Below are 19,791 nucleotides of genomic sequence, written 5' to 3' on the forward strand. Positions count from 1 at the left end.
CGCCTCTTGCCAGGGGGGAGTCGCGGGGCACCGAAGATCCCGGTGTGTTGCGGACCTTCGACCCTGCGTGGGACGACTCGGTGCGGAGCACGATATGACCATGGAACTGGTGTCGGTGCGGATCGACAAGCCGGAGGACCTGAACGTGATCCTCGGGCAGGCGCACTTCATCAAGACCGTCGAGGACGTGCACGAGGCGCTGGCCGGAACCGGGCCGCACCTGCGATTCGGCCTGGCGTTCTGTGAGGCGTCCGGGCCGCGGTTGGTGCGCCGCTCCGGCAACGACGACGCACTTGTCGAACTCGCGACGACGAACGCGTCGTCGATCGCCGCGGGCCACTCGTTCGTGATATTCCTGCGCGAGGGCTATCCGGTGAACGTGCTGAACGCGATACGCCACGTTCCGGAGGTCTGCGGAATATATTGCGCCACAGCGAATCCGGTCGATGTGCTCATCGCCGAAACCGACTTGGGCCGTGCAATCGTGGGAGTCGTCGACGGTCCGGCGCCGGTGGGGGTGGAAACCGCCGCCGATCAGGACGACCGCAAACAGCTGCTCCGCAGCATCGGCTACAAGCTGTAACGCCGACCTTCCGCCGTTCCGCTTCCGTGCCCTTCTCCCGCACGTGGGCCGGTGTGCCGTAGCGGTGATGACTTCGGCCCCTGGGCTGTGGCGGTCCCGAGCGGTTGAGTTGTATGTGCGTCGCGGTGATGCGGGGCGCGACGCCCTGGACACGGCAGCGCAGCTGCCATACGCGGACGACGACGGTGGGAGGTGCGCGGCGATGACCAGGGCCGCTTACGTTCGATTTTTCGACGAGTTCGGCATAGCGGACGTAGCGTCGGTGGGCGGGAAGAACGCCTCACTGGGGGAAATGTACCGCTCGCTGTCGCGGGCGGGGGTGCGCGTGCCGAACGGCTTCGCGATCACCGCGGACGCCTATCGTGACATGCTCACCGAAGCCGATGCCTGGGATCCGCTGACCGAAGCGTTGGCGGGCCTGGACCCCGACGATCTGTCCGAACTTTCGCAGTGCGGCCGTCGTGCGCGCGAGATCATCTATGGCGCAGGGCTTTCCGACCCGCTCGTGCACGAGATCCTGGACGCCTACCGACAGCTGCGGGACGAATACGGCCCGGACATCAGCCTGGCGGTGCGCAGCTCCGCGACCGCGGAGGATTTGCCGACGGCCAGTTTCGCGGGCCAGCAGGAGACCTTTCTCAATGTGCGCGGCGAGCAACAGCTGCTCGAGGCGGTCCGCCGCTGTTTCGCCAGCCTGTTCACCGACCGGTCGATTCACTATCGCGTCGATCAGGGCTTCGACCATCTGAAGGTCGGGCTGTCGGTCGGGGTGATGAAAATGGTCCGGTCGGACCTGGCGTGTTCGGGGGTGATGTTCACCCTGGACACCGAGACCGGCTTCCGGGACGTCGTATTCGTCACCGGCGCTTACGGTTTGGGCGAGAACGTGGTGCAGGGGTCAGTCGATCCGGACGAGTTCTACGTGCACAAGCCGACTTTCGAGGCCGGACACCGGGCGGTGCTGCGACGCGAACTCGGCGACAAAGCGGTGAAAATGGTCTACGCCGAAGGCGGGACCGGCAACACGACCCGCAATGTGCCCACGCCTCGTGCCGACCGCGACCGATTCTGCCTGTCCGACGACGAGGTGCTCACCTTGACGGCCGCCGCGTGTGCGATCGAACGCCACTACGGACGTCCGATGGATATCGAATGGGCCAAGGACGGCGTCGACGGGACGCTGTACATCGTGCAATCCCGTCCCGAGACCGTCGGGTCACAGCGGGCGGCGCACACGCTGGAGACCTACACACTGGATGCTCGCGCTCCGGCGTTGACGACGGGGCGGGCCGTGGGGGAGAGGATCGCGACCGGCCGGGCGCATCGCATCGACACCGTGGCCCAGCTGAGCGAATTCCGGCCGGGCGAGGTACTGCTCGCCGATACCACCACGCCGGACTGGGAACCGGTGATGAAGACCGCCGCCGCGATAGTCACCAACCGGGGCGGGCGCACCTGCCACGCCGCTATTCTCGCCCGGGAGCTGGGAATTCCGGCGGTCGTCGGTACTGGGGACGCCACCACCGCGATACCGGCGGGCCAGGTGATCACCGTGTCGTGCGCCGAGGGCGATGTCGGGCGGATCTACGGCGGCGCACTCGATTTCCATGTCGAGCATCTGACGATCGCTGAACTCCCTCGCCCCCGCGTGCGGGTCATGGTGAATCTGGCCGATCCCGATCGGGCGTTCGCGACAGCGATGCTGCCCAATGACGGTGTGGGACTTGCCCGGATGGAGTTCGTGGTGACGAACTCGATCAAGGCTCATCCGCTGGCTCTGATGTATCCGGAGAAGGTCGGTGATCCGGAGGTGCGGGCGGAGCTGGCGCGGCTGACCCACGGGTACGCCGACGGTGCGGATTTCTTCGTCCGCCGGCTGTCGGAAGGAATCGGGACGATCGCCGCGGCCTTCTGGCCCAAACCGGTGGTCGTGCGAATGTCGGACTTCAAAACCAACGAGTACGCGAACCTGCTGGGCGGCAAGGACTTCGAACCGGTCGAAGCCAATCCCATGATCGGCTTCCGCGGTGCGTCCCGCTACACGCACCCCGCCTACGCCGAAGGTTTCGCGCTGGAGTGCGCGGCGATGCGGCGAGTGCGCGAGGAGTTCGGCCTGACCAACGTGATTCTCATGCTGCCGTTCGTTCGCAGGATCGCCGAGGCCGAGCAGGTGCTGGCGCGCATGGCCGAACTCGGGCTCGCCCGCGGCGAGAACGACCTGGAAATCTATGCCATGTGCGAAATTCCGAACAATGTTGTGCTGATCGACCGGTTCGCCGAGCTGTTCGACGGATTCTCCATCGGTTCCAATGATCTGACCCAGCTCACGCTGGGGGTCGACCGCGATAGTGAGATCGTCGCGTTCGACTACGACGAACGCGATCCCGGGGTGAAGGAGATGATCCGGCTCGCCGTGGAAGGCTGTCGGCGCAACGGAATTCACTCCGGGCTGTGCGGACAGGCACCCTCGGATTATCCGGATATGGCCGAACTTCTCGTAGAACTCGGCATCGACTCCATCAGTCTCGACCCGGACACGCTGATCGCCACCACGCGCACCATCCTCGACGTCGAACGGCGCCACGACCCGGTTCCGGCGCGGGCGGCGACGACCGTTCCCGGGCAATCGGCATCGGTCGGGTGACGAGGACCGCATGTCGATCATCACTCTGACGATGAACCCCGCCATCGACATCTGCACCAGCGTCGGGCACGTGGCACCGGTGGAGAAGATGCGTTGTGAGACACCGCGTTTCGATCCGGGCGGCGGCGGAATCAACGTCTCGCGAACGATCCTGGCGCTGGGCGGGACCACGACCGCCGTATTCCCGGCGGGCGGGTATCCGGGCAGGCGGCTCGAACAGCTGGTACGGGCGGCCGGGGTGCCGATGCGCCCGGTTCCGGTTGCCGGTCCGACTCGGGAAAGTGTGGCCGTCACCGACCGGACCTCGGGTGAGCAATTCCGATTCGTACTGCCCGGGCCGGAACTCAGCGGTGCCGAACAACGAGAACTGCTCGCCGCGGCCGAACAGGCTGCCGCGTCCGCGCAGGTGCTGGTGGCCAGCGGCAGCCTGCCGCCGGGTGTGCCGGTCGATTTCTATCAGACGCTCGCCGACAGCTCGGCGGTCGAAGGCGTGCCACTGGTGTTGGACACCTGCGGCGACGCGTTGCGGCATGTGCGCAGCGGCGTATTCCTGTTGAAAGCGAGTGTGCGGGAGATCGGTGAACTCGTCGGACATCGGCTGAGCGACCGGACCGAGCAGGTGGCCGCGGCACGAGAACTGATCTCCGATCACGTCGCCCGGATCGTCGTGGTATCGCTCGGCGCGGACGGTGCGCTCTCGGTGACGTCCGATTCACAGGAGTTCTTCCCCTCGATCGAAGTGCCCGTACGCAGCGGAATCGGCGCCGGTGACGCGCTGGTCGGCGGAATGACGGTCGGCATGGTCCGTGGCATGTCACTCGGCGATTCGGTACGCCTGGGCGTAGCCGCCGCGACTGCCGCGCTGGACGCACCAGGGAGCAGCCCTGGTACGCCGGAGCGAATAGCCGAATTGTTCGGACGGCTCGAGAGCGATCACCTCGCCGACACCTCGAATATCCCGGACCGGACATCTTCGGCGTTCCCGGCTCTGGCCGGCGACCTCTGATCGGCGCCGAGCGATGTCGACTCACCTGTATCGCCGTACGATCCGACAGCAGCGGTTGCGAATTCGACTGGCTGCCAAGGGCTTTCGGATTCGCCTCGGATGAGCGCTCCGATGTCCGCCCAGGCGGGAACCACTCGGTGGCGGCCCTGGTCGTCGACGCGATCCGGTGCGCGGTCGTGGGCCGATCGGCTGAGTGCGTGGCTGGGACCGGCACTGGTGGTGGTGACGGTGGCGCCGCTGGTGATCGGGGCGTTGTTGTGGCTGCTGGGATTGCGCGATGTGGCGGACGGGTTCTGGATCGCGGCGACCGTGGCGGCTTTCGTCCCGGCGCTCTACTGGATGATCGCGACGCTGGTGAAGGGCCGAGCAGGTGTCGACCTGATCGCGGTGTTGTCCTTGGCGGGAACGCTTCTGGTCGGTGAGTACCTGGCCGGCGCGTTGATCGCGGTGATGCTGGCCGGCGGTCGTGCGCTCGACGCCGCGGCCGAGCGGCGGGCGTCGCGAGATCTGCGGGCGTTGCTCGAGCATGCGCCGCGTTCCGCGCGCCGCCGCGTCGGTGACGAGGTGGCGGTGATTCCGCTGGACGAGGTCGCGGTCGGTGACGTGCTCGTGGTCGCGGTGGGGGAGGTGGTGCCCGTGGACGGCCGTATTCTGAATACCGTTGCGGTGCTGGACGAATCGGTGTTGACCGGGGAGCCGCTGCAGGTGGAGCGGGCAGCCGGTGAGCCGGTGCGCAGTGGTGTGGTGAACGCGGGCGATGTATTCGAGGTGCGGGCGAGTGCGACCGCGGCCGACAGCACGTATGCGGGAATCGTGCGGCTGGCCGAGCAGGCCGGGGCCGAGAACGCGCCGGTGGTGCGGCTGGCTGATCGGTATGCCGCATGGTTCCTGCCGCTGGCGTTGCTCGTCGCGGGCGTGGCCTATGCGGGGAGCGGTTCGGCGGTGCGCGCGGTCGCGGTGCTGGTGGTGGCGACGCCGTGTCCGCTGCTGCTGGCCGCGCCGGTGGCGATCGTTTCGGGATTGTCGCGGGCCTCGCGTTCGGGTGTCGTCGTGCGCGGTGGCGGCGCGCTGGAAAACCTCGGCCACGCAACGACATTGGTGATGGACAAGACGGGCACGCTCACCGAAGGCCGCCCACGGGTCGTGGATGTGGTTGCCGCGCCGGGCGGCGACGCTGCGGAGATGTTGCGGCTGGGCGCCTCGGTCGACCAGGTGTCACCGCATGTGCTGGCCGAAGCGATCGTCACCGAGGCGCTGGCTCGCGGCCTCGAGCTGTCGGCCCCGGCCGATGTGGCCGAGCAGGCCGGGCGCGGCGTATCCGGGACCGTCGCGGGCCACCGCGTAGATGTCGGCAAACTGCCGGAGACCCTGACCGGGACGGAGTGGGCTCGTAAGGTGATCAATCGTGCGAGTTTGGACTCGGCTGCGGTCGCGTGGATCGTCGCGGACGGTGAGCTGTGCGCCGCGATCCTGTTGCGAGACCCGTTGCGGCGTCAAGCGCCTCGCACGATCCGCCGCCTGCGGCAGGCGGGCCTGAACCGCCTGGTCATGCTCACCGGAGATCGGCCCGAGCCCGCACACGAGGTGGCCACCGTCCTGGGCCTCGATGAGGTGTATGCGGGTCAGAGCCCGTCGGACAAGGTGGAGGCGGTCCACCGTGAACGCGAGCGGGCGGTCACCGTGATGGTCGGCGACGGCGTCAACGATGCCCCCGCGCTGGCGGCGGCCACCGTCGGCGTCGCGATGGGTGCCCGCGGATCCACCGCCTCCTCGGAGGCGGCCGACATCGTGCTCACCGGCGACCGGCTGGATCGCCTCGCCGATGCCATGGACACCGCCCGATGGTCGCGTCGGATCGCCGTGCAGAGCGCGGTCGCCGGTATGGGCCTGTCGCTGCTGGCCATGATCGTCGCCGCGCTGGGCTGGTTACCCCCTGCCGCCGGCGCGCTGTTGCAGGAGGGTATCGACGTGGCGGTGATTGCGAACGCCTTGCGCGCCCTGCGCGGCGATCCGGCGCTGCACACCGAATTGGGTTCGGACACAGCAGCATTGCTGCACCGCTTCGCGGGCGAGCACGACACGTTGCGCGACACGCTGGCCTTGCTGCGCACCGCGGCCGACGATCTCGCCGCGCGTGGCGGCGGTCGGACGACGCTCCGCGCCGTCGAGGACGCGCACAGGTTCCTGGTCGATGAACTACTGCCGCACGAACAGGCCGAGGAGACCGAGTTGTATCCCGCGCTGGCCGCACCGCTCGGTAGCCGCGAGGCGACTGCCACCATGAGCCGCACGCACGCGGAGATCCAGCGCCTGAGCATGCGGATCGGCAATCATCTGCGCGTGGCCCGCGGCGCCGGCCGCATCGGCGCGGATCAGACCGAGGATCTGCTGGCATGCCTGTACGGTCTGTATACGTTGCTGCAGTTGCACTTCCGGCAGGAAGAGGAGAACTATTTCACGCTCGGCGACGACCTCGAATATGACACGGCGCCAGGCAAATCCGATTCCGGGCCACCCCTGCCCCGATGACGCGGCCGCGCCCGTTCGCTCGCATTGCTGGAGGCCGACCTCGCCGAACATGCCGAGGCAGTGGTCCGCGAAGCGGTCAGCAACGCTGTGCGGCATTGGGGCGCACGGGATCTCAGTGCCGAGTTCCACGTCACCCGCGAGGTCGTCGGCCAATCTCGCCGCCGGTGGCGCCGAATGCGGCGGACGTTTCGAGATCACCCCGGCCACCAAGCCGGGCAGTGCGGGCCCGGGCACCCGGCTACGATGGACTGCACCGCCGCGCTGAACTTGCGGCCCCAGCTCGGCTGTGATTCGGACCGCACCACCTCTGCCGAGGCAACCGCTGTCACTGTGGCCGCTTGCGCCCATCGCGGATAAGACTTTTCGGCCTGTCCGGGCGCTCGGGCCGAATCAGCGTGAGGTCACCGAGTGGATCACGCATGATGATCACGGCATTCCCGAGGTGAAGGTGTAGTTCATCAGCGGCATATCGGCCGCGCTCTCGGCAGTGGTGCGGGCACCTGCGAGACCACGGCCGGGCCGAACGTTCGGATGAGGTGGCCCGCTCGGACTGGTGTCATCGCACGCGGCTATCCTGCGTTCCGCAGCACTCGAGAACGGTCCCGTGCTGCCGCGCTGGACGACACGGCGGAGGGGGAACGCAGCGTTTGAGCCGAAGCCGTTGCTGGGCAGTAGGATTCGAATCCACCGCTTCGAAGATTGCCGCGCAGTTCCACGGTGCCGAGGCGATTCGCGGTTGGCCTGGACCAGGCCACCGCCATCATGAGCGATCTCATCGGCAGCGAGCGGGTTTCGGTGGATCAGGGTGATCGCCGTGCCGCGGGGGGCGGTCTCGGGTAGGTGGGCCGTCCCGGTCCGCGGAGAATAGGCCGACGGCTTGCCCGTTGGCGATTCCTGTCGCTGCCGTTCCGGTCGTGACGATCAGTGTGCGGTCGAATGTACGACCATCACCGGGCAATCCGAATGCTGGACCAGGAAGTTGGAGGTCGATCCGAGCAGTAACCCGGTGAGTGCGCCGCGGCCGCGGCTACCGACCACCATGAGCTGTGCCGAACTCGACAACTCCGCGAGGCGTCTGCCGGGTGCGGACATGTAGGTCTTCCGCACGACGAGGACGTCCGGATACTTTTCCTGCCAGTCGGTGAGACGTTCGGCCAGGGCCGCCTGTTCGGCCTGCTCCGCCCCGGTGTCGACGGGTAGCCCGCCGATGCCGCTGAGGCGGCCGAGGTCCAGGTCCGCCCATACGTGTACGGCCACGAGGCCGGTGTGGCGGTCGGCGGCTTCGGTGAACGCCGCTGCGATGGCTCGTTCGCTCACCGGACCGCCGTCGACACCGACCACCACCGGCCCCGCCGCGCGGTGGGCGTAACCGGTGGGGACGACGACGACCGTGCTGTGCGCGTGCGCGGTCACGGCCAGCAGGGTGGAGCCCAGGTGGGCGAGGGTGCCGGCCGAACCGGTCGAACCGATGACGAGAGCGAACGCCCCGGCGCTGCGTTCGACGAGGAGACCGGCCGGGCTGTCGGAGGCCAGGGACGAGGACAGCCGTACCTCGGGTGCGGCAGACCGCGCCGCGCGTTCGGCGTCCGCGATCACGGTTTCGCCCTGGGTGCGAGCCGCGTCGACGACGGCCTCCACGGTGACCGCGTAGGCGCCCGCGACGGTGTTGAGTCCGACCAGGCCGAGCCCGTGCACGATCTGCAGTTCCCGGCCGTGCCCGGCAGCGTAGGCGGCGGCCCAGCGGACGGCCGCGTCCGAGCCGTCCGATCCGTCGACGCCGACGACGATCGGCGCGGCGCCTGTCGCCTGTGGGTCGTCGTGGTTCTGTTGCGTGGTGTCCCGTGCTGACATTGCGGCCTCCCGAAGTGCGAACCGGCCGTGGGTGATCGGTCCGGTACAGCACACGGTAGGCAGGCCCGCGGCGGTCCCGATGCTGCCGATTGTCACCGGCAGCAGGCCATTGGACCACTCACGGATCAGGGGTACGGGTACTATTCTGCGCGGGGGGATTTCGGTAAGATCCGCGGCCGTTGGTAACGAACTGCCTTATGCGCGTGCGACTTTGCCGAGCCATCATCGGATCGCGCGACGAAAAAGCCTGCGCGGAATTTACGTTCACGGTGGGCGAGTGCGCAATCCGGCCCCCAGCCCCTGGCGCAGTGTCGCGAGTATCGCGTTTCCCGTGTTGGTCCGATCCGCGAAGCCACCTCGGTCGTTCGAAAGTTCGAAGGGGCTCTGCGGCAGGGACTTTCGGTACTACGGCCCGTCGCCGGTCTGCCGATGATCGAGTCATGGCACCGAATCCCGCACTGTGGTCCATCCGTTCACCGGCAACCGGCCCGCGCCGCTCGACAATGGCGGCGACCGAGCAGCCCGCCGAGGTAACGGACAACCACGTCGTGGCAGGTCGAAGCCAGCGCCGTTCGAGCCGGGTCGCCCCTGGCCACGATGCGACGGCGACATTGCGGCGCCGGTAGTCCATCGCTGTGACTCTTGCGTAGTTCGCAGGTCTGGCGGGGCCGACCATCGTGGACGGGTGGGCCACACACGCGAGCGTTATGGTGGCGGACGTCCGGGTGACATTCGCGGGAGCGGCAGGAGGCGTCGTACTCGGTGCCGTGCACGTGGTGGCGGGGTGTCCGTCGGCGGCGGGTCGCGCGACGGTAACGATCGCCGGCGGACAGGTGGGCGACTGTTAGATTGTGGACCAGGAGATCGACTATCTCGTGAAGGTGCTGACCCGCTTCGGTTGATCCGCCGCCGCTTCGCCGCGTGTGCCGTGGAGTAGGTGTGATGCACGATCCCGATCCACCGTTTCGCCCGATACACCGGGCCGATGGCTACCTGTCTCTGGAGGATTACGGCCTTATCGGAGACGGCGCGACAGCCGCCCTGGTCGGCGTCGACGGCTCGATTCCCTGGTTGTGCATTCCACGGTTCGACGCCGAACCTCTGTTCTGCGGGCTTCTCGATCACGCTCGGGGCGGGTCGTTCACCATCGCACCGGCGAATCTGCGTGAGGGTCGCCAACGCTATCGGCCGGACACCGGGGTGCTGGAAACCGAGCTGCGGTGCGCCACCGGAGTCGTGCGGATAACCGATGCGATGGTCCTGCGTTCGGGTGCCGACCTCGGCGAAGACGCCGCAGCCGACAGAGCGGAACTCGTTCGCAGCGCCCTCGTCATCGAAGGCCGAGTCCGGTTGGCCGTCGATGTGTCGCCGAGAGGCGGGGCCGAGCTGCGGCCGCTGCTGAGCGGAATCGAGATCCGCTCGATGGCGCAGCCGCGGTTACGGGTGCATCTGCGCAGCACCCGGCCGATCTCGAAGTTGCACACCGTGTTCGACTTGGCGCAGGGGGAGAACGTGGACCTGGCGTTGTCGTGGGGGCGATTTCACCGGCATCATCGGTTCGATGCCGGGGCGATGCTGCGTGACACGGCGAATGCCTGGCGGTCGTGGCTGGATGGCTGTGACTACGCGGGCCCGCAGCAGACCCTCGTCCGGCGCGCGGCGATCGCGCTCAAGATGTGCGATCACTGGGCGAGCGGGTCGGTGATCGCCGCGCCGACCTCCTCGCTGCCGGCGCCGATCGGCGGTGTTCGCAACTGGGACTACCGGTATGTCTGGATCCGCGACGCCGCCTACGCTGTCTTCGCGTTGCGCCGCATCGGTTTTCGCGGCGAGGCGGATGCGTTCCTCGGCTGGGTCCTCGACGCCGTCGAACGTGGCGACCGGCCGCGGATCATGTACGACCTGGACGGGGATCCGGTACCCGATGAGATAGTGGACGCCGGACTCGAGGGCTACCGGCGTTCGGCGCCGGTCCGGTGGGGCAACGGGGCCGCCGACCAGCGTCAGCACGACCTCTATGGCGAGATTCTCGATTGCGCCGACCAATGGCTGCGGGCCGGCGGTGAGCTGCAGCCTGTCCTGTGGGCCGGCCTGGCCGGTTTGGCGGATATGGCCGGCCGCGCGTGGGCGCAACCCGATCAAGGGATCTGGGAGGTCCGCAGCGAGGGGCGGGCGTTCACCTACAGCGCGGGACTGTGCCAGGTCGCACTCGACCGGGCCGCGTCGATCGGCGAGCGTTTCCGGCTACCCGGTCCCGTCGGGACCTGGCGCTCCACAGCTGCGCACATCCGCGAGTCCATCCTGGAACGCGCCTGGAACGAACGGGCCCAGACGTTGAGTGCCCATCTCGACGGAGGTGCCGCACTCGATGCCAGTCTGCTGGCGCTGCCGCTGCGACATGTCGTTCCAGCCGATCATCCGCGCATGGCGGCGACGACCGCGGCGATCGCTGCCCGCCTGGACGCCGGAGGCGGGCTGCTCTACCGGTATCTGCATGACGAATCGCCCGACGGCCTGCCCGGTGACGAAGGCGCGTTCGTCCTGTGCAGCTTCTGGCTGATCGACAACCTGACCATGCAGGGCCGTATCGAGGAGGCCGAGCAGCGCTACGACTCCCTATGTGCCCGTTCCAGCGCCCTGGGCCTGTTCTCCGAACAGATCGACCCGTCCACCGGGGCGTTCGTGGGCAACTTCCCGCAGGCGTTCAGCCACATCGGCGTCATCGCCAGTGGCGTGAACCTCGCACGCGCAAAGGCGGCCACACGATGATCCGACGACTCGTCATTTTCGGCGGCGCAGGTGATCTGGCCGGACCCCGCACCGGAAAGACCGCCGGCAATGAACCAGCCGAACTCGCCGTCGCCCATGGGTGCACGACATACGCCATCGGCCGAGCACGCCCCGGGGGAGCTGCGCAGCCAGGCGTGGTGGGACAACGCGGGAAACCGCGAGATGACCGCTCTGTATCTCGAGCGGTTCCTGAACTACGGGCTCACCCGGGCCGAACTTCAGTCGGGACGGCCGATCATCGGGATCGCTCAGACCGGTAATGATCTGGTGCCCTGTAATCGGCACCATCTCGCCCTCGCCGACCGGATCAAGGATGGGGTCCGCGACGGCGGCGGTATTCCCCTCGAGTTCCCGGTCCATCCGTTGCAGGAGACCGGAAAGCGTCCGACCGCGGCGCTGGACCGCAATCTCGCCTACCTCGGGCTGGTCGAGGTGCTCTACGGATATCCACTCGACGGGGTGGTGTTGACGACGGGCTGTGACAAGACCACACCCGCCTGCCTGACTGCGGCGGCGACAGTGAATATGCCGGCCATCGTCCTGTCCGGCGGGCCCATGCTCAACGGCTATCACAAGGGTATGCGGACGGGATCGGGGTTGGTGATCTGGCAGTCCAAGCGGCTTCTGGCCAGCGGGGAGATCGACTACGACGAATACATGGCGCGGGTGACCGCCTCCGCGCCGAGCATCGGGCATTGCAACACCATGGGCACGGCCCTGTCGATGAACAGCCTGGCCGAGGCCCTGGGCATGTCCTTACCCGGTTGCGCGGCGATTCCGGCCCCCTACAACGAGCGTGCGCAAATGGCCTACGCCACCGGCGTCCGGGCGGTGTCCATGGTCCGCGAGGACCTGACTCCCCGCAAGATCATGACCGAGCGGGCTTTCGAGAACTCGATCGTGGTCGCATCGGCCATCGCGGCGTCGACCAACGTGCCCATCCACATCAACGCCATCGCACGCCATGTCGGAGTGGAGCTGTCCAACCAGGACTGGCAGCGCGTCGGACACGGCATCCCGGTGCTGGTGAACCTCGCGCCGGCGGGTGAGTTCCTCGGCGAGGACTTCCACCGCGCCGGTGGGGTCCCCGCGGTCATGCGGTCGCTGCTGGAAGCGGGATACCTGCACGGCGATGCCGTCACCGTCTCGGGCCGAACCGTGGCGGAGAACCTCGAGGATGTCCCGCCCGCCGACCCGGCGGTCATCCGACCCGTGCACGACCCCGTCACCGCAAACGGCGGACTGCTGGTCATGACCGGAAACCTGTTCGACTCCGCGATCATGAAGACATCGGTCATCACCGGCAAGCCACCCGCGTTCGACTACCGTGCCATCGTCTTCGACGGCCCCGAGGACTACCACGCCCGCATCGAAGATCCTGAGCTGGGCATCGACCAGGACTGCATTCTGGTCATCCGCTACACCGGGCCCATCGGATATCCGGGCTCGGCTGAGGTGGTGAACATGGAGCTTCCCGCCGCGCTGATCCAGCAAGGCATCATGGCCCTGCCCACACTGGGAGACGGTCGGCAGAGCGGCACATCCGACGCACCGTCCGTCCTCAATGCCAGTCCCGAGGCCGCGGCCGGCGGAAATCTCGCCATCCTGCGCACCGGTGACCGGATCCGCGTCGACATCGACAACGCGCGCGTCGATGTCCTGCTGACTGCCGAGGAGATCGCGGCGCGGTGGGCCGACTACACACCACCGGCGCTCGAACATCAGACACCATGGCAGGAGATCTACCGTTCCACGGTCGGTCAACTGGACAGCGGGGGTTGCCTGGAACTCGCCGTGTCATACCAGGATCTCGTCCATACCAAGGGGATTCCCCGTGACTCACACTGACACTCGCGCCACGATCCTGATCGCCGACTACGACTTCGGCGATGTCGACATCGAACGCGCGATCGTCGAGGCCGCCGGGTTGCGGCTCCTCGCCGCGCAGTGCAAGAGCGAGGACGAGGTGATCGAGGCGGGACGCGAGGCCGCCGGCATCCTGACCCAGTACGCGCAGGTGGGGTCGCGTGCCATCGGCGCGTTGCCCCGCTGCCGGGTGATCGCACGCTATGGCACCGGTGTGGACATCGTCGACGTCGAGGCCGCGACCAGGCACGGAATTCAGGTCACCAACGCACCGAACGATTGGTGCGCCGACGAGGTCGCCGACCATGCGATCGCGCTCTGGCTCGCGGCCGCGCGCAAGATCTGCCAGTACGACCGGGCGACCCGGCGGGGCGAATGGCACTGGAAGACGGGGGAGCCCATCCACAGATTGCGCGGTCAGGTGCTGGGCCTGCTGTCTTTCGGCGCGATCGCCAAGCTCATCGCCGAACGGGCGAAAGGATTCGGCGTCGAGGTCTGGGCGCACGACCCGTTCATCGACCAGTCCGAGATCCGAGCGGCCCAGGTCCGGCCGACGTCTTTCGACGACCTCGTGGAAGGTGCCGACTGCGTGGTGATCCAAATGCCACTCACCCCGCAGACACACCATGCCTTCGACCGCGCGACGCTGCGCCGGATGAAGCCGACCGCCATCCTGGTCAACACCGCACGCGGACCCATCGTCGAGGACGCGGCGATCCAGCAGGCGCTCACCGAAGGCTGGATCGCCGCCGCGGCACTGGACGATCTCGAGGAGGAACCCGCGAAACAGCGCATGTGGCGCCCGACCAACCCCCTCCTCGAGCTGCCCAACGTCATCGTCACACCGCACTCCGCCTACTACTCCGTGGAGTCCATCGCAACAGTGCGGACCATCGCTGCTGAAGAGGCCGTACGGGTTCTGACCGGCCAACCGGCACGATTCCCGGTCAACGAGCCCGGCGCCGGGCCTGGTCGCAGCGAAGCCCGGGGTTGACGCTGTGCACGGCGGACGGTTCGGCCGATGACGAGTCCCATGGACTCCGTGTTGCAGGGTTCTCGGATCCTGCCGGTGCTGACCGTGCCCGACCCGGCCACGGCCGACCGCTTGGCCGAGGCCCTCGTGGCGGGCGGTGCCCGCTGCGCGGAAGTCACCTTCCGCACCCTGGGCGCGGAGCAGGTACTCGAGACGATGGCGGCGCATGGCTCGCTGACGGTCGGCGCGGGCACCGTGCTCACCCGGGAGCAGGTGGACCGCGCTGTGGCCGCCGGTGCCCGCTTCGTCGTCTCACCCGGCTACGCCGAGGAGGTCGTGGCCAGGTGCCGGGAGCTCGAGGTGCCTGTGGTGCCGGGCATAGCCACCGCCACCGAGCTGATGCGTGCCTTGCGTGCCGGCTGCCACACAGTCAAGCTCTTTCCGGCCGAACCACTCGGCGGATTGCGCACGCTCAGGGCGCTCGCGGCGCCGTTCCCGCAGGCCGGTTTCATTCCGACCGGCGGGATTCAGGACTCCCACCTGGCGTCGTATCTCGCCGATCCGGCGGTCGTTGCCGTCGGCGGCAGCTGGATGGCGACCGCAACGCTTCTGGAGCGGGGCGACTACGCGGAAATCCGCAGGCTGACGGCCGAGGCCGTCGATCGGAGCGCGCCGTGACCGACGTGGTGGCCCTGGGCGAGGTGATGTTGCGCTTCGACCCGGGCGAGGGCCGCATCCGGACCGCCCGCACCTTCCAGGTCTGGGAGGGCGGCGGTGAGTACAACGTGGTGCGAGGCCTGCGCCGCTGCTTCGGATTGCGAACCGCCGTCGCCACCGCCTTGGCCGACAACCCCGTCGGCAGACTGGTCGAGGATCTGATACTTCAAGGAGGAGTCGACACCTCTCTGATCCGCTGGGTCCCGGGCGATGGCATCGGCCGCACCGCTCGCAACGGGCTGAACTTCGTCGAGCGCGGCTACGGCATCCGTGGTGCGCTCGGTGTCAGCGATCGCGCGCACACCGCGGTCTGTCGGCTGCGCCCGGGTGATTTCGACTGGGACGCGGTCTTAAGCGCCGGCCCGCGGTGGTTCCACACCGGTGGTATCTTCGCAGGCCTGTCGGAAACCACTGTCGACGTGGCCGAGGAGGCCATGGTGGCCGCCCGCCGCCTTGGCCTCACCGTCTCCTACGACCCCAACTACCGCCCCAGCATCTGGGCGGACAGGGGTGGCCCGGGCCGGGCCCGCGAGGTCGATCTGCGTCTGGCCCGGCATGCCGACGTCGTCGTGGGTGCCCTCGCATTGGCCGGTGCGCACCCGGGTGATGTGCGTGTCGGTGCCGATGAGGTTGGCGGACGCACTGATGGAGGCGGCCTCCCGGATCCCCCATGCATCGGTCGTGGCAACCACATTGCGCGAGGTCTCCTCCGCCGATGTCAACGACTGGTCCTCGGCTGCCTGGTCCGCCGACACCGGTTTGGTGACCGGCCCCCGGATGTATGGACTGCATGTCCTGGACCGAGTCGGCTCCGGCGATGCCTTCGCCGCCGGCCTGATCTACGGTCTGCTCGCCGGAGTCTCGGTCGAGCGCGCTCTTGCCTACGGCACGGCTCACGGAGCCCTCGTCATGACGACACCGGGGGATGCATCGATGGCCTCGCTCGCCGAGGTCGAGGCCCTCATCGCGGACGGATCAGCCCACGTCAGACGCTGACCGGGCCGCAGTGGCACGACCCCCATGCTCTCGCTACAGCGGCAACCCCTGCTCGAGCAGATCGACGGCCTCGAGCATGGGTAGTGAGCATCCCCCTCGTCCCGAGTTCGGCGCCGTCGGTGGCGATATGCAGTGAGCACTCCCCGAGCGGCGGGCGACGAAGACGCGCAGGGGTTGATCGTCCAGGGCGAGACGGAGGTAGTCGGCGAAGAAGGCGACGCCACCGAAGAGGGCGCGGTCGGATTCGATCCGAAAGGCAGTCTGCAGCGCGGCGGCCGGTTGGATAGCCGCATCGGCTGCGAGCTCGAGCCCACGGACCCGCCATGCTGTTTCGGTAGATTTCGCGCAGCGCAGCGTTACGTGGCCGGGCCTGTGCTGTCGTCGTGCGGCTGGCCGCTCGATTGCCTCGGCTCGTCGCCTGCCGCACGGATATTCGATACCGGGTCGCTGGTCGTCGACCTGTGCCCGGACAGAACCATGCGGGAGACTGGCCACGTGCGGTGGACGGAAGCGGAACAGATCGGCGACCTGCTCGGGGAGCAGGTGGTTGCGATTCGAACCTTGACCGGCGGATATTCCCACCAAACCTCGCTACTCGCGCTCTCGCAACGTTCGGTGACGGTCCGTACCGGCACCGCCGACCACGCGATCGAGGCCGCCGTCATGGCCGCCGTCCGAGGACACGTCCCGGTCCCCGCGGTCATCGCGGTCCTGCCGCCGACCCGCGAGCAACCGTGCTCGTCGATGGTGCTCGACTATGTCGCGGGCACTCCGCTCGACCAGATCCTCTCGGACATGTCGCTGGACCGCAAAGACTTTCACCTGATAGGTAGCGAAGTCGGCCGGGTGGCGGCCGGCATCGGTGCGGTGCGGTTCGAGCGTCCGGGCTTCTTCGCTGATTCCCAGCTTGCGGTACCGCCGATGCCGCCGTGGTCGCAGCAGCTGCCGTCGTTCGCCGACAGGTGTGTGTCGAAAATCCCGGAGGGCCGTCTGGACCTCTCGGAGCGCAACGACTGGGCCGAGCTGTGCGCTACCCATGCTCCAGCCCTGAGCGCGGTGGACCATCATGCCCGCCTGGTGCACTCGGACATGAACCCGAAAAATCTCCTGATCACCCGAACTCCGACCGGTTGGCAAGTCGCCGCAGTGCTCGACTGGGAGTTCAGCTACTCCGGATGCCCCTTCGCCGACGCCGCCAACATGATGCGCTTCGACCGTGACTACCCACCGTCCTTCGTGCATGCCTTCGCCGACGCATTCAGCGACCACCTCCCCGAAGACCTCGACACTCCAGATTTCGGCTACCTCGGCCGCGTGCTGGACATGTTTGCCCTCAGCGACCTGCTCACCCGCCCGCCCGGTCACCCCATCGCGGACCAAGCCGCCGAGCAGGTCCGGCAGTGGCTCGCCCAAGGCGTGCCCACCACACTGTGACCCGGCCGCGACAACACTGGCGTTGTCTCTGGTCTGCAGGCGCGATACCTGACAGCTCGAGTACATCCTGCAACGCTGAGTTGGGCGCGTAGTCGGAGGAGTTCTTCTCTGGTGTGTCGTTCGGATCGAGCGAGGTTTCACCGGCCTTCGCAGGTGGGTTTCGATGCGGCCGGACGATCGTGCGTGACGGGTTGCGCTGTTTCCCTCCACTCCCCGGCATCCCACGCCGACCAGTGACCCGGTGCCGATCTGGATGCGTTCACGGACGATGCCGAACGCCACCTACACTGCGGTGGTGGGCGGCGAGGCGAATTTCGATGTGACACCCGCTCCGAGCCAGTGGGCACGCTCTGCGCTGGCGGTCTTGTCCGGCACTCGGTCGGCCGACAAACCCACACCTGTCTACCGGTATCCGCTTCCGGGCGACTCGACGATAACGCTGTTGGTCAAGGACGAGTCGCAGCGGCCGACGGGCAGCCTGAAATATGGCCTCGCGCGCAGTCTGCTCACCGACGCGCTGCGGCGCGGGCGGATCGGTGAAGGCATGATGCTGGTCGATGCGACCAGCGGGAATCTGGCTGTGGCCGAAGCGTACTTCGCGCGGCTGCTCGGACTACCGTTCACCGCGGTCGTGCCGCACCGCACCGCAGCGGCGAAGCTGGACCGGATCCGGGACCAGGGCGGGCGCTGGCACCTGATCGAACCCCCGCTTGCTGTCTACGACAAGGCCGCCGGGCTGGCGAACGAGACCGGCGGATACTACGTCGACCATTTGAATACCCTCGGCGACGCGGTAGACCACGACGAGCCGGACCTCACTGCGGAAATCCTGAACGACTGCCGCCGGATCGGGCACCCCGCCCCCGCGTGGATCGTGACCGGTGTCGGTACCGGAGCAACTTCCCGCGCCATCGGCCGCTACCTGCGCGCACACGGACATGCCACACAGCTGGCGGTCGTGGACCCAGAGAACTCGGCGTATTTCCCCGGCTGGGCCAGCGACTGTCCCGACTATGCCACCGGAATGCCCTCGATGATCGAGGGCATCGGACGCCCCCGCATCGAACCCGCCTTCGACTCCGATGTGATCGATGCGGTCATTCCCGTCGCCGACGCGGCCAGCATCACGGCCATGCGCCACCTACACGCAATCACCGGCCGCGCCGCCGGACCGTCCACCGGTGCATGTCTCTTCGGGGCGCTGCAGCTGATCGCCCGCATGCGCGAGCAGGAACGAACCGGGACGGTCGTTATCGTGCAGGGTGATTCGGGCCAGCCCTACACCGACACCTACTACAACGATGATTGGATCACCGCCAAAGGCTGGGACCTGACCAAACCAGCCGCAGCACTGGCACGCTTCACCACCACCGGCTCATGGGACCTCCCACCTTCGACCTGAGTTCTCGGATGCCCTCTGAGATGACAGTGTCCGCTAGCGGGATAGACCCGGTGCGTACATCCGGGGCGGTCATGGTTGTCGTTGTCGGAGAAGGAAGTCGATGGTGGTGCGGGCTACTCCATCGAGGTCTCCGGACAGGTTGTGCCCTCCTGCGTCGAGGGTGATCAGTTCTATCCTGGTGTGCCCGACCAGATAAATTTCCGATGTCGCGCTATCACGGAATCCGCTGGCGGGATTGGGGTTTCGGTGTTCGGTGGCTACTGGTGCGGGTAAGGGGAGCTGCGGGTGGCCTGCGGCGAGTTCGTCGGTGCCGATCCATTGGGTAGTGGCGGCTCTGCCGATGGGCAGGCTGCTGAAGGGATCCGTGCGGGTTTCGATCAGCAGGACCGGAAGGGGGCGTGCGCGGGGGCCCATTTCGTGGAAGGCGGCGGTTCCGGTGATGTCGGAGCCGGCGGCGTACGCGCCGCTGCACCAGGTGCCCAGGGCGGCGTAGCGGTCGGGGTAAGCCGCGCCCATGATGGTGGCCATCATCCCCCCGGCGGAATGTCCGGTGATATAGGTGCGGGTGGGGTCGAGGTGGAATCGTGTTCGGACGGCATCGGTGATACCTGCGATGAGGGCGGGCTCGCCGGTGTCGCGGTGCTGGTTGCGGCCATCGATGACGTTCCAGCAGCCGAATGGGTTCATGGCGGGTGACTGGATGGGGTAGACCACGACGAATCCGCGGTCACGGGCGAGCCGGGCCAGGATGTCGTTGCGCACGAGGTCGGCGGGTGGGGGAGAGTCGGTGCTGAGCATGTCGTTGCAGCCGTGCAGCCATACCAGCAGCGGGCGTCCGCGGTTGTCTCCCGGCGGTGCGTACGCGATGTAGTGCAGGGTTCCCGCGCCGCTGGTGTAGTCCGCGTCCGGGCCGCGGCCGGGCCGGGGAGAAGTGCTCCGAGGCACAGCGCGGCTGCGGCCAGCGTTACGATGCGCTTGGAAGTGGTTGTGAGGCAACGCT

General features: G+C 67.7%; 14 protein-coding genes. 11 read left to right on the top strand and 3 right to left on the bottom strand.

Annotation, left to right across the window (positions count from 1 at the left end):
• Positions 1-100 precede the first annotated feature (100 nt).
• From AC5WS7_RS04800 to AC5WS7_RS04815, 4 genes are all read left to right on the top strand, one after another.
• Positions 101-583: an adenosine-specific kinase gene (locus tag AC5WS7_RS04800; RefSeq protein ID WP_495953747.1), complete on the top strand. Its 483-nt coding sequence runs from the start codon at positions 101-103 to the stop codon at positions 581-583.
• Positions 584-785: 202 nt separating this feature from the next.
• The gene (gene ppsA, locus AC5WS7_RS04805; RefSeq protein WP_495953079.1) at positions 786-3,227 is read left to right on the top strand and encodes a phosphoenolpyruvate synthase; all 2,442 of its coding nucleotides are present in this window, start codon (positions 786-788) and stop codon (positions 3,225-3,227) included.
• Between the two features lie 10 nt (positions 3,228-3,237).
• Entirely contained in the window at positions 3,238-4,233 is a 996-nt protein-coding gene (locus AC5WS7_RS04810) for a 1-phosphofructokinase family hexose kinase (protein ID WP_495953080.1), read from the top strand.
• 99 nt (positions 4,234-4,332) lie between these two features.
• Positions 4,333-6,762: a heavy metal translocating P-type ATPase gene (locus AC5WS7_RS04815; RefSeq protein WP_495953081.1), complete on the top strand. Its 2,430-nt coding sequence runs from the start codon at positions 4,333-4,335 to the stop codon at positions 6,760-6,762.
• 921 nt (positions 6,763-7,683) lie between these two features.
• Here the strand turns inward: AC5WS7_RS04815 and AC5WS7_RS04820 are convergent.
• Entirely contained in the window at positions 7,684-8,613 is a 930-nt protein-coding gene (locus tag AC5WS7_RS04820) for a universal stress protein (RefSeq protein WP_495953082.1), read from the bottom strand.
• Between the two features lie 942 nt (positions 8,614-9,555).
• On the opposite strand from AC5WS7_RS04820, the gene AC5WS7_RS04825 reads away from it, so the two are divergent.
• The 4 genes from AC5WS7_RS04825 (at position 9,556) to AC5WS7_RS04840 (ending at position 14,920) form a co-directional block, all read left to right on the top strand.
• Entirely contained in the window at positions 9,556-11,382 is a 1,827-nt protein-coding gene (locus AC5WS7_RS04825) for a glycoside hydrolase family 15 protein (protein WP_495953083.1), read from the top strand.
• A gap of 96 nt (positions 11,383-11,478) precedes the next feature.
• Complete coding sequence (locus AC5WS7_RS04830) at positions 11,479-13,251, top strand: IlvD/Edd family dehydratase (RefSeq protein ID WP_495953084.1); 1,773 nt, start codon at positions 11,479-11,481, stop codon at positions 13,249-13,251.
• Entirely contained in the window at positions 13,238-14,263 is a 1,026-nt protein-coding gene (locus tag AC5WS7_RS04835; RefSeq protein WP_495953085.1) for a C-terminal binding protein, read from the top strand. Before AC5WS7_RS04830 ends, AC5WS7_RS04835 begins: the two co-directional genes overlap by 14 nt.
• Before the next feature lie 27 nt (positions 14,264-14,290).
• Complete coding sequence (locus tag AC5WS7_RS04840; protein ID WP_495953086.1) at positions 14,291-14,920, top strand: bifunctional 4-hydroxy-2-oxoglutarate aldolase/2-dehydro-3-deoxy-phosphogluconate aldolase; 630 nt, start codon at positions 14,291-14,293, stop codon at positions 14,918-14,920.
• On the opposite strand, the gene AC5WS7_RS04845 is transcribed toward AC5WS7_RS04840, so the two are convergent.
• Positions 14,866-15,261 (bottom strand): hypothetical protein, encoded by a 396-nt coding sequence (locus tag AC5WS7_RS04845; protein ID WP_495953087.1) that lies wholly within the window; start codon positions 15,259-15,261, stop codon positions 14,866-14,868. The two genes, AC5WS7_RS04840 and AC5WS7_RS04845, sit on opposite strands and share 55 nt — an antisense overlap.
• Before the next feature lie 379 nt (positions 15,262-15,640).
• Between AC5WS7_RS04845 and AC5WS7_RS04850 the strand changes: the two genes are divergently transcribed.
• The 3 genes from AC5WS7_RS04850 to AC5WS7_RS04860 all read left to right on the top strand — a co-directional run bounded on the left by AC5WS7_RS04850 (position 15,641) and on the right by AC5WS7_RS04860 (position 18,791).
• Positions 15,641-15,955, top strand: a complete 315-nt coding sequence (locus AC5WS7_RS04850; protein WP_495953088.1) for a PfkB family carbohydrate kinase — start codon at positions 15,641-15,643, stop codon at positions 15,953-15,955.
• 174 nt (positions 15,956-16,129) lie between these two features.
• On the top strand, positions 16,130-17,389 hold the full coding sequence (locus AC5WS7_RS04855) for a phosphotransferase family protein (protein ID WP_495953089.1): 1,260 nt from the start codon (positions 16,130-16,132) through the stop codon (positions 17,387-17,389).
• 253 nt (positions 17,390-17,642) lie between these two features.
• Positions 17,643-18,791 (top strand): PLP-dependent cysteine synthase family protein, encoded by a 1,149-nt coding sequence (locus AC5WS7_RS04860; protein WP_495953090.1) that lies wholly within the window; start codon positions 17,643-17,645, stop codon positions 18,789-18,791.
• A gap of 69 nt (positions 18,792-18,860) precedes the next feature.
• Here the strand turns inward: AC5WS7_RS04860 and AC5WS7_RS04865 are convergent, their stop codons facing one another.
• On the bottom strand, positions 18,861-19,736 hold the full coding sequence (locus AC5WS7_RS04865; RefSeq protein ID WP_495953091.1) for an extracellular catalytic domain type 1 short-chain-length polyhydroxyalkanoate depolymerase: 876 nt from the start codon (positions 19,734-19,736) through the stop codon (positions 18,861-18,863).
• Positions 19,737-19,791: the final 55 nt, after the last annotated feature.

This window comes from Nocardia sp. PLKS1-43, from assembly GCF_059510335.1.

Coding starts and splice junctions, on each gene's coding strand:
- AC5WS7_RS04800 (WP_495953747.1), top strand. CDS start 101: ATGGAACTGGTGTCGGTGCGGATCGACAAGCCGGAGGACCTGAACGTG.
- ppsA (WP_495953079.1), top strand. CDS start 786: ATGACCAGGGCCGCTTACGTTCGATTTTTCGACGAGTTCGGCATAGCG.
- AC5WS7_RS04810 (WP_495953080.1), top strand. CDS start 3,238: ATGTCGATCATCACTCTGACGATGAACCCCGCCATCGACATCTGCACC.
- AC5WS7_RS04815 (WP_495953081.1), top strand. CDS start 4,333: ATGAGCGCTCCGATGTCCGCCCAGGCGGGAACCACTCGGTGGCGGCCC.
- AC5WS7_RS04820 (WP_495953082.1), bottom strand. CDS start 8,613: ATGTCAGCACGGGACACCACGCAACAGAACCACGACGACCCACAGGCG.
- AC5WS7_RS04825 (WP_495953083.1), top strand. CDS start 9,556: ATGCACGATCCCGATCCACCGTTTCGCCCGATACACCGGGCCGATGGC.
- AC5WS7_RS04830 (WP_495953084.1), top strand. CDS start 11,479: ATGGGTGCACGACATACGCCATCGGCCGAGCACGCCCCGGGGGAGCTG.
- AC5WS7_RS04840 (WP_495953086.1), top strand. CDS start 14,291: ATGACGAGTCCCATGGACTCCGTGTTGCAGGGTTCTCGGATCCTGCCG.
- AC5WS7_RS04860 (WP_495953090.1), top strand. CDS start 17,643: ATGCGTTCACGGACGATGCCGAACGCCACCTACACTGCGGTGGTGGGC.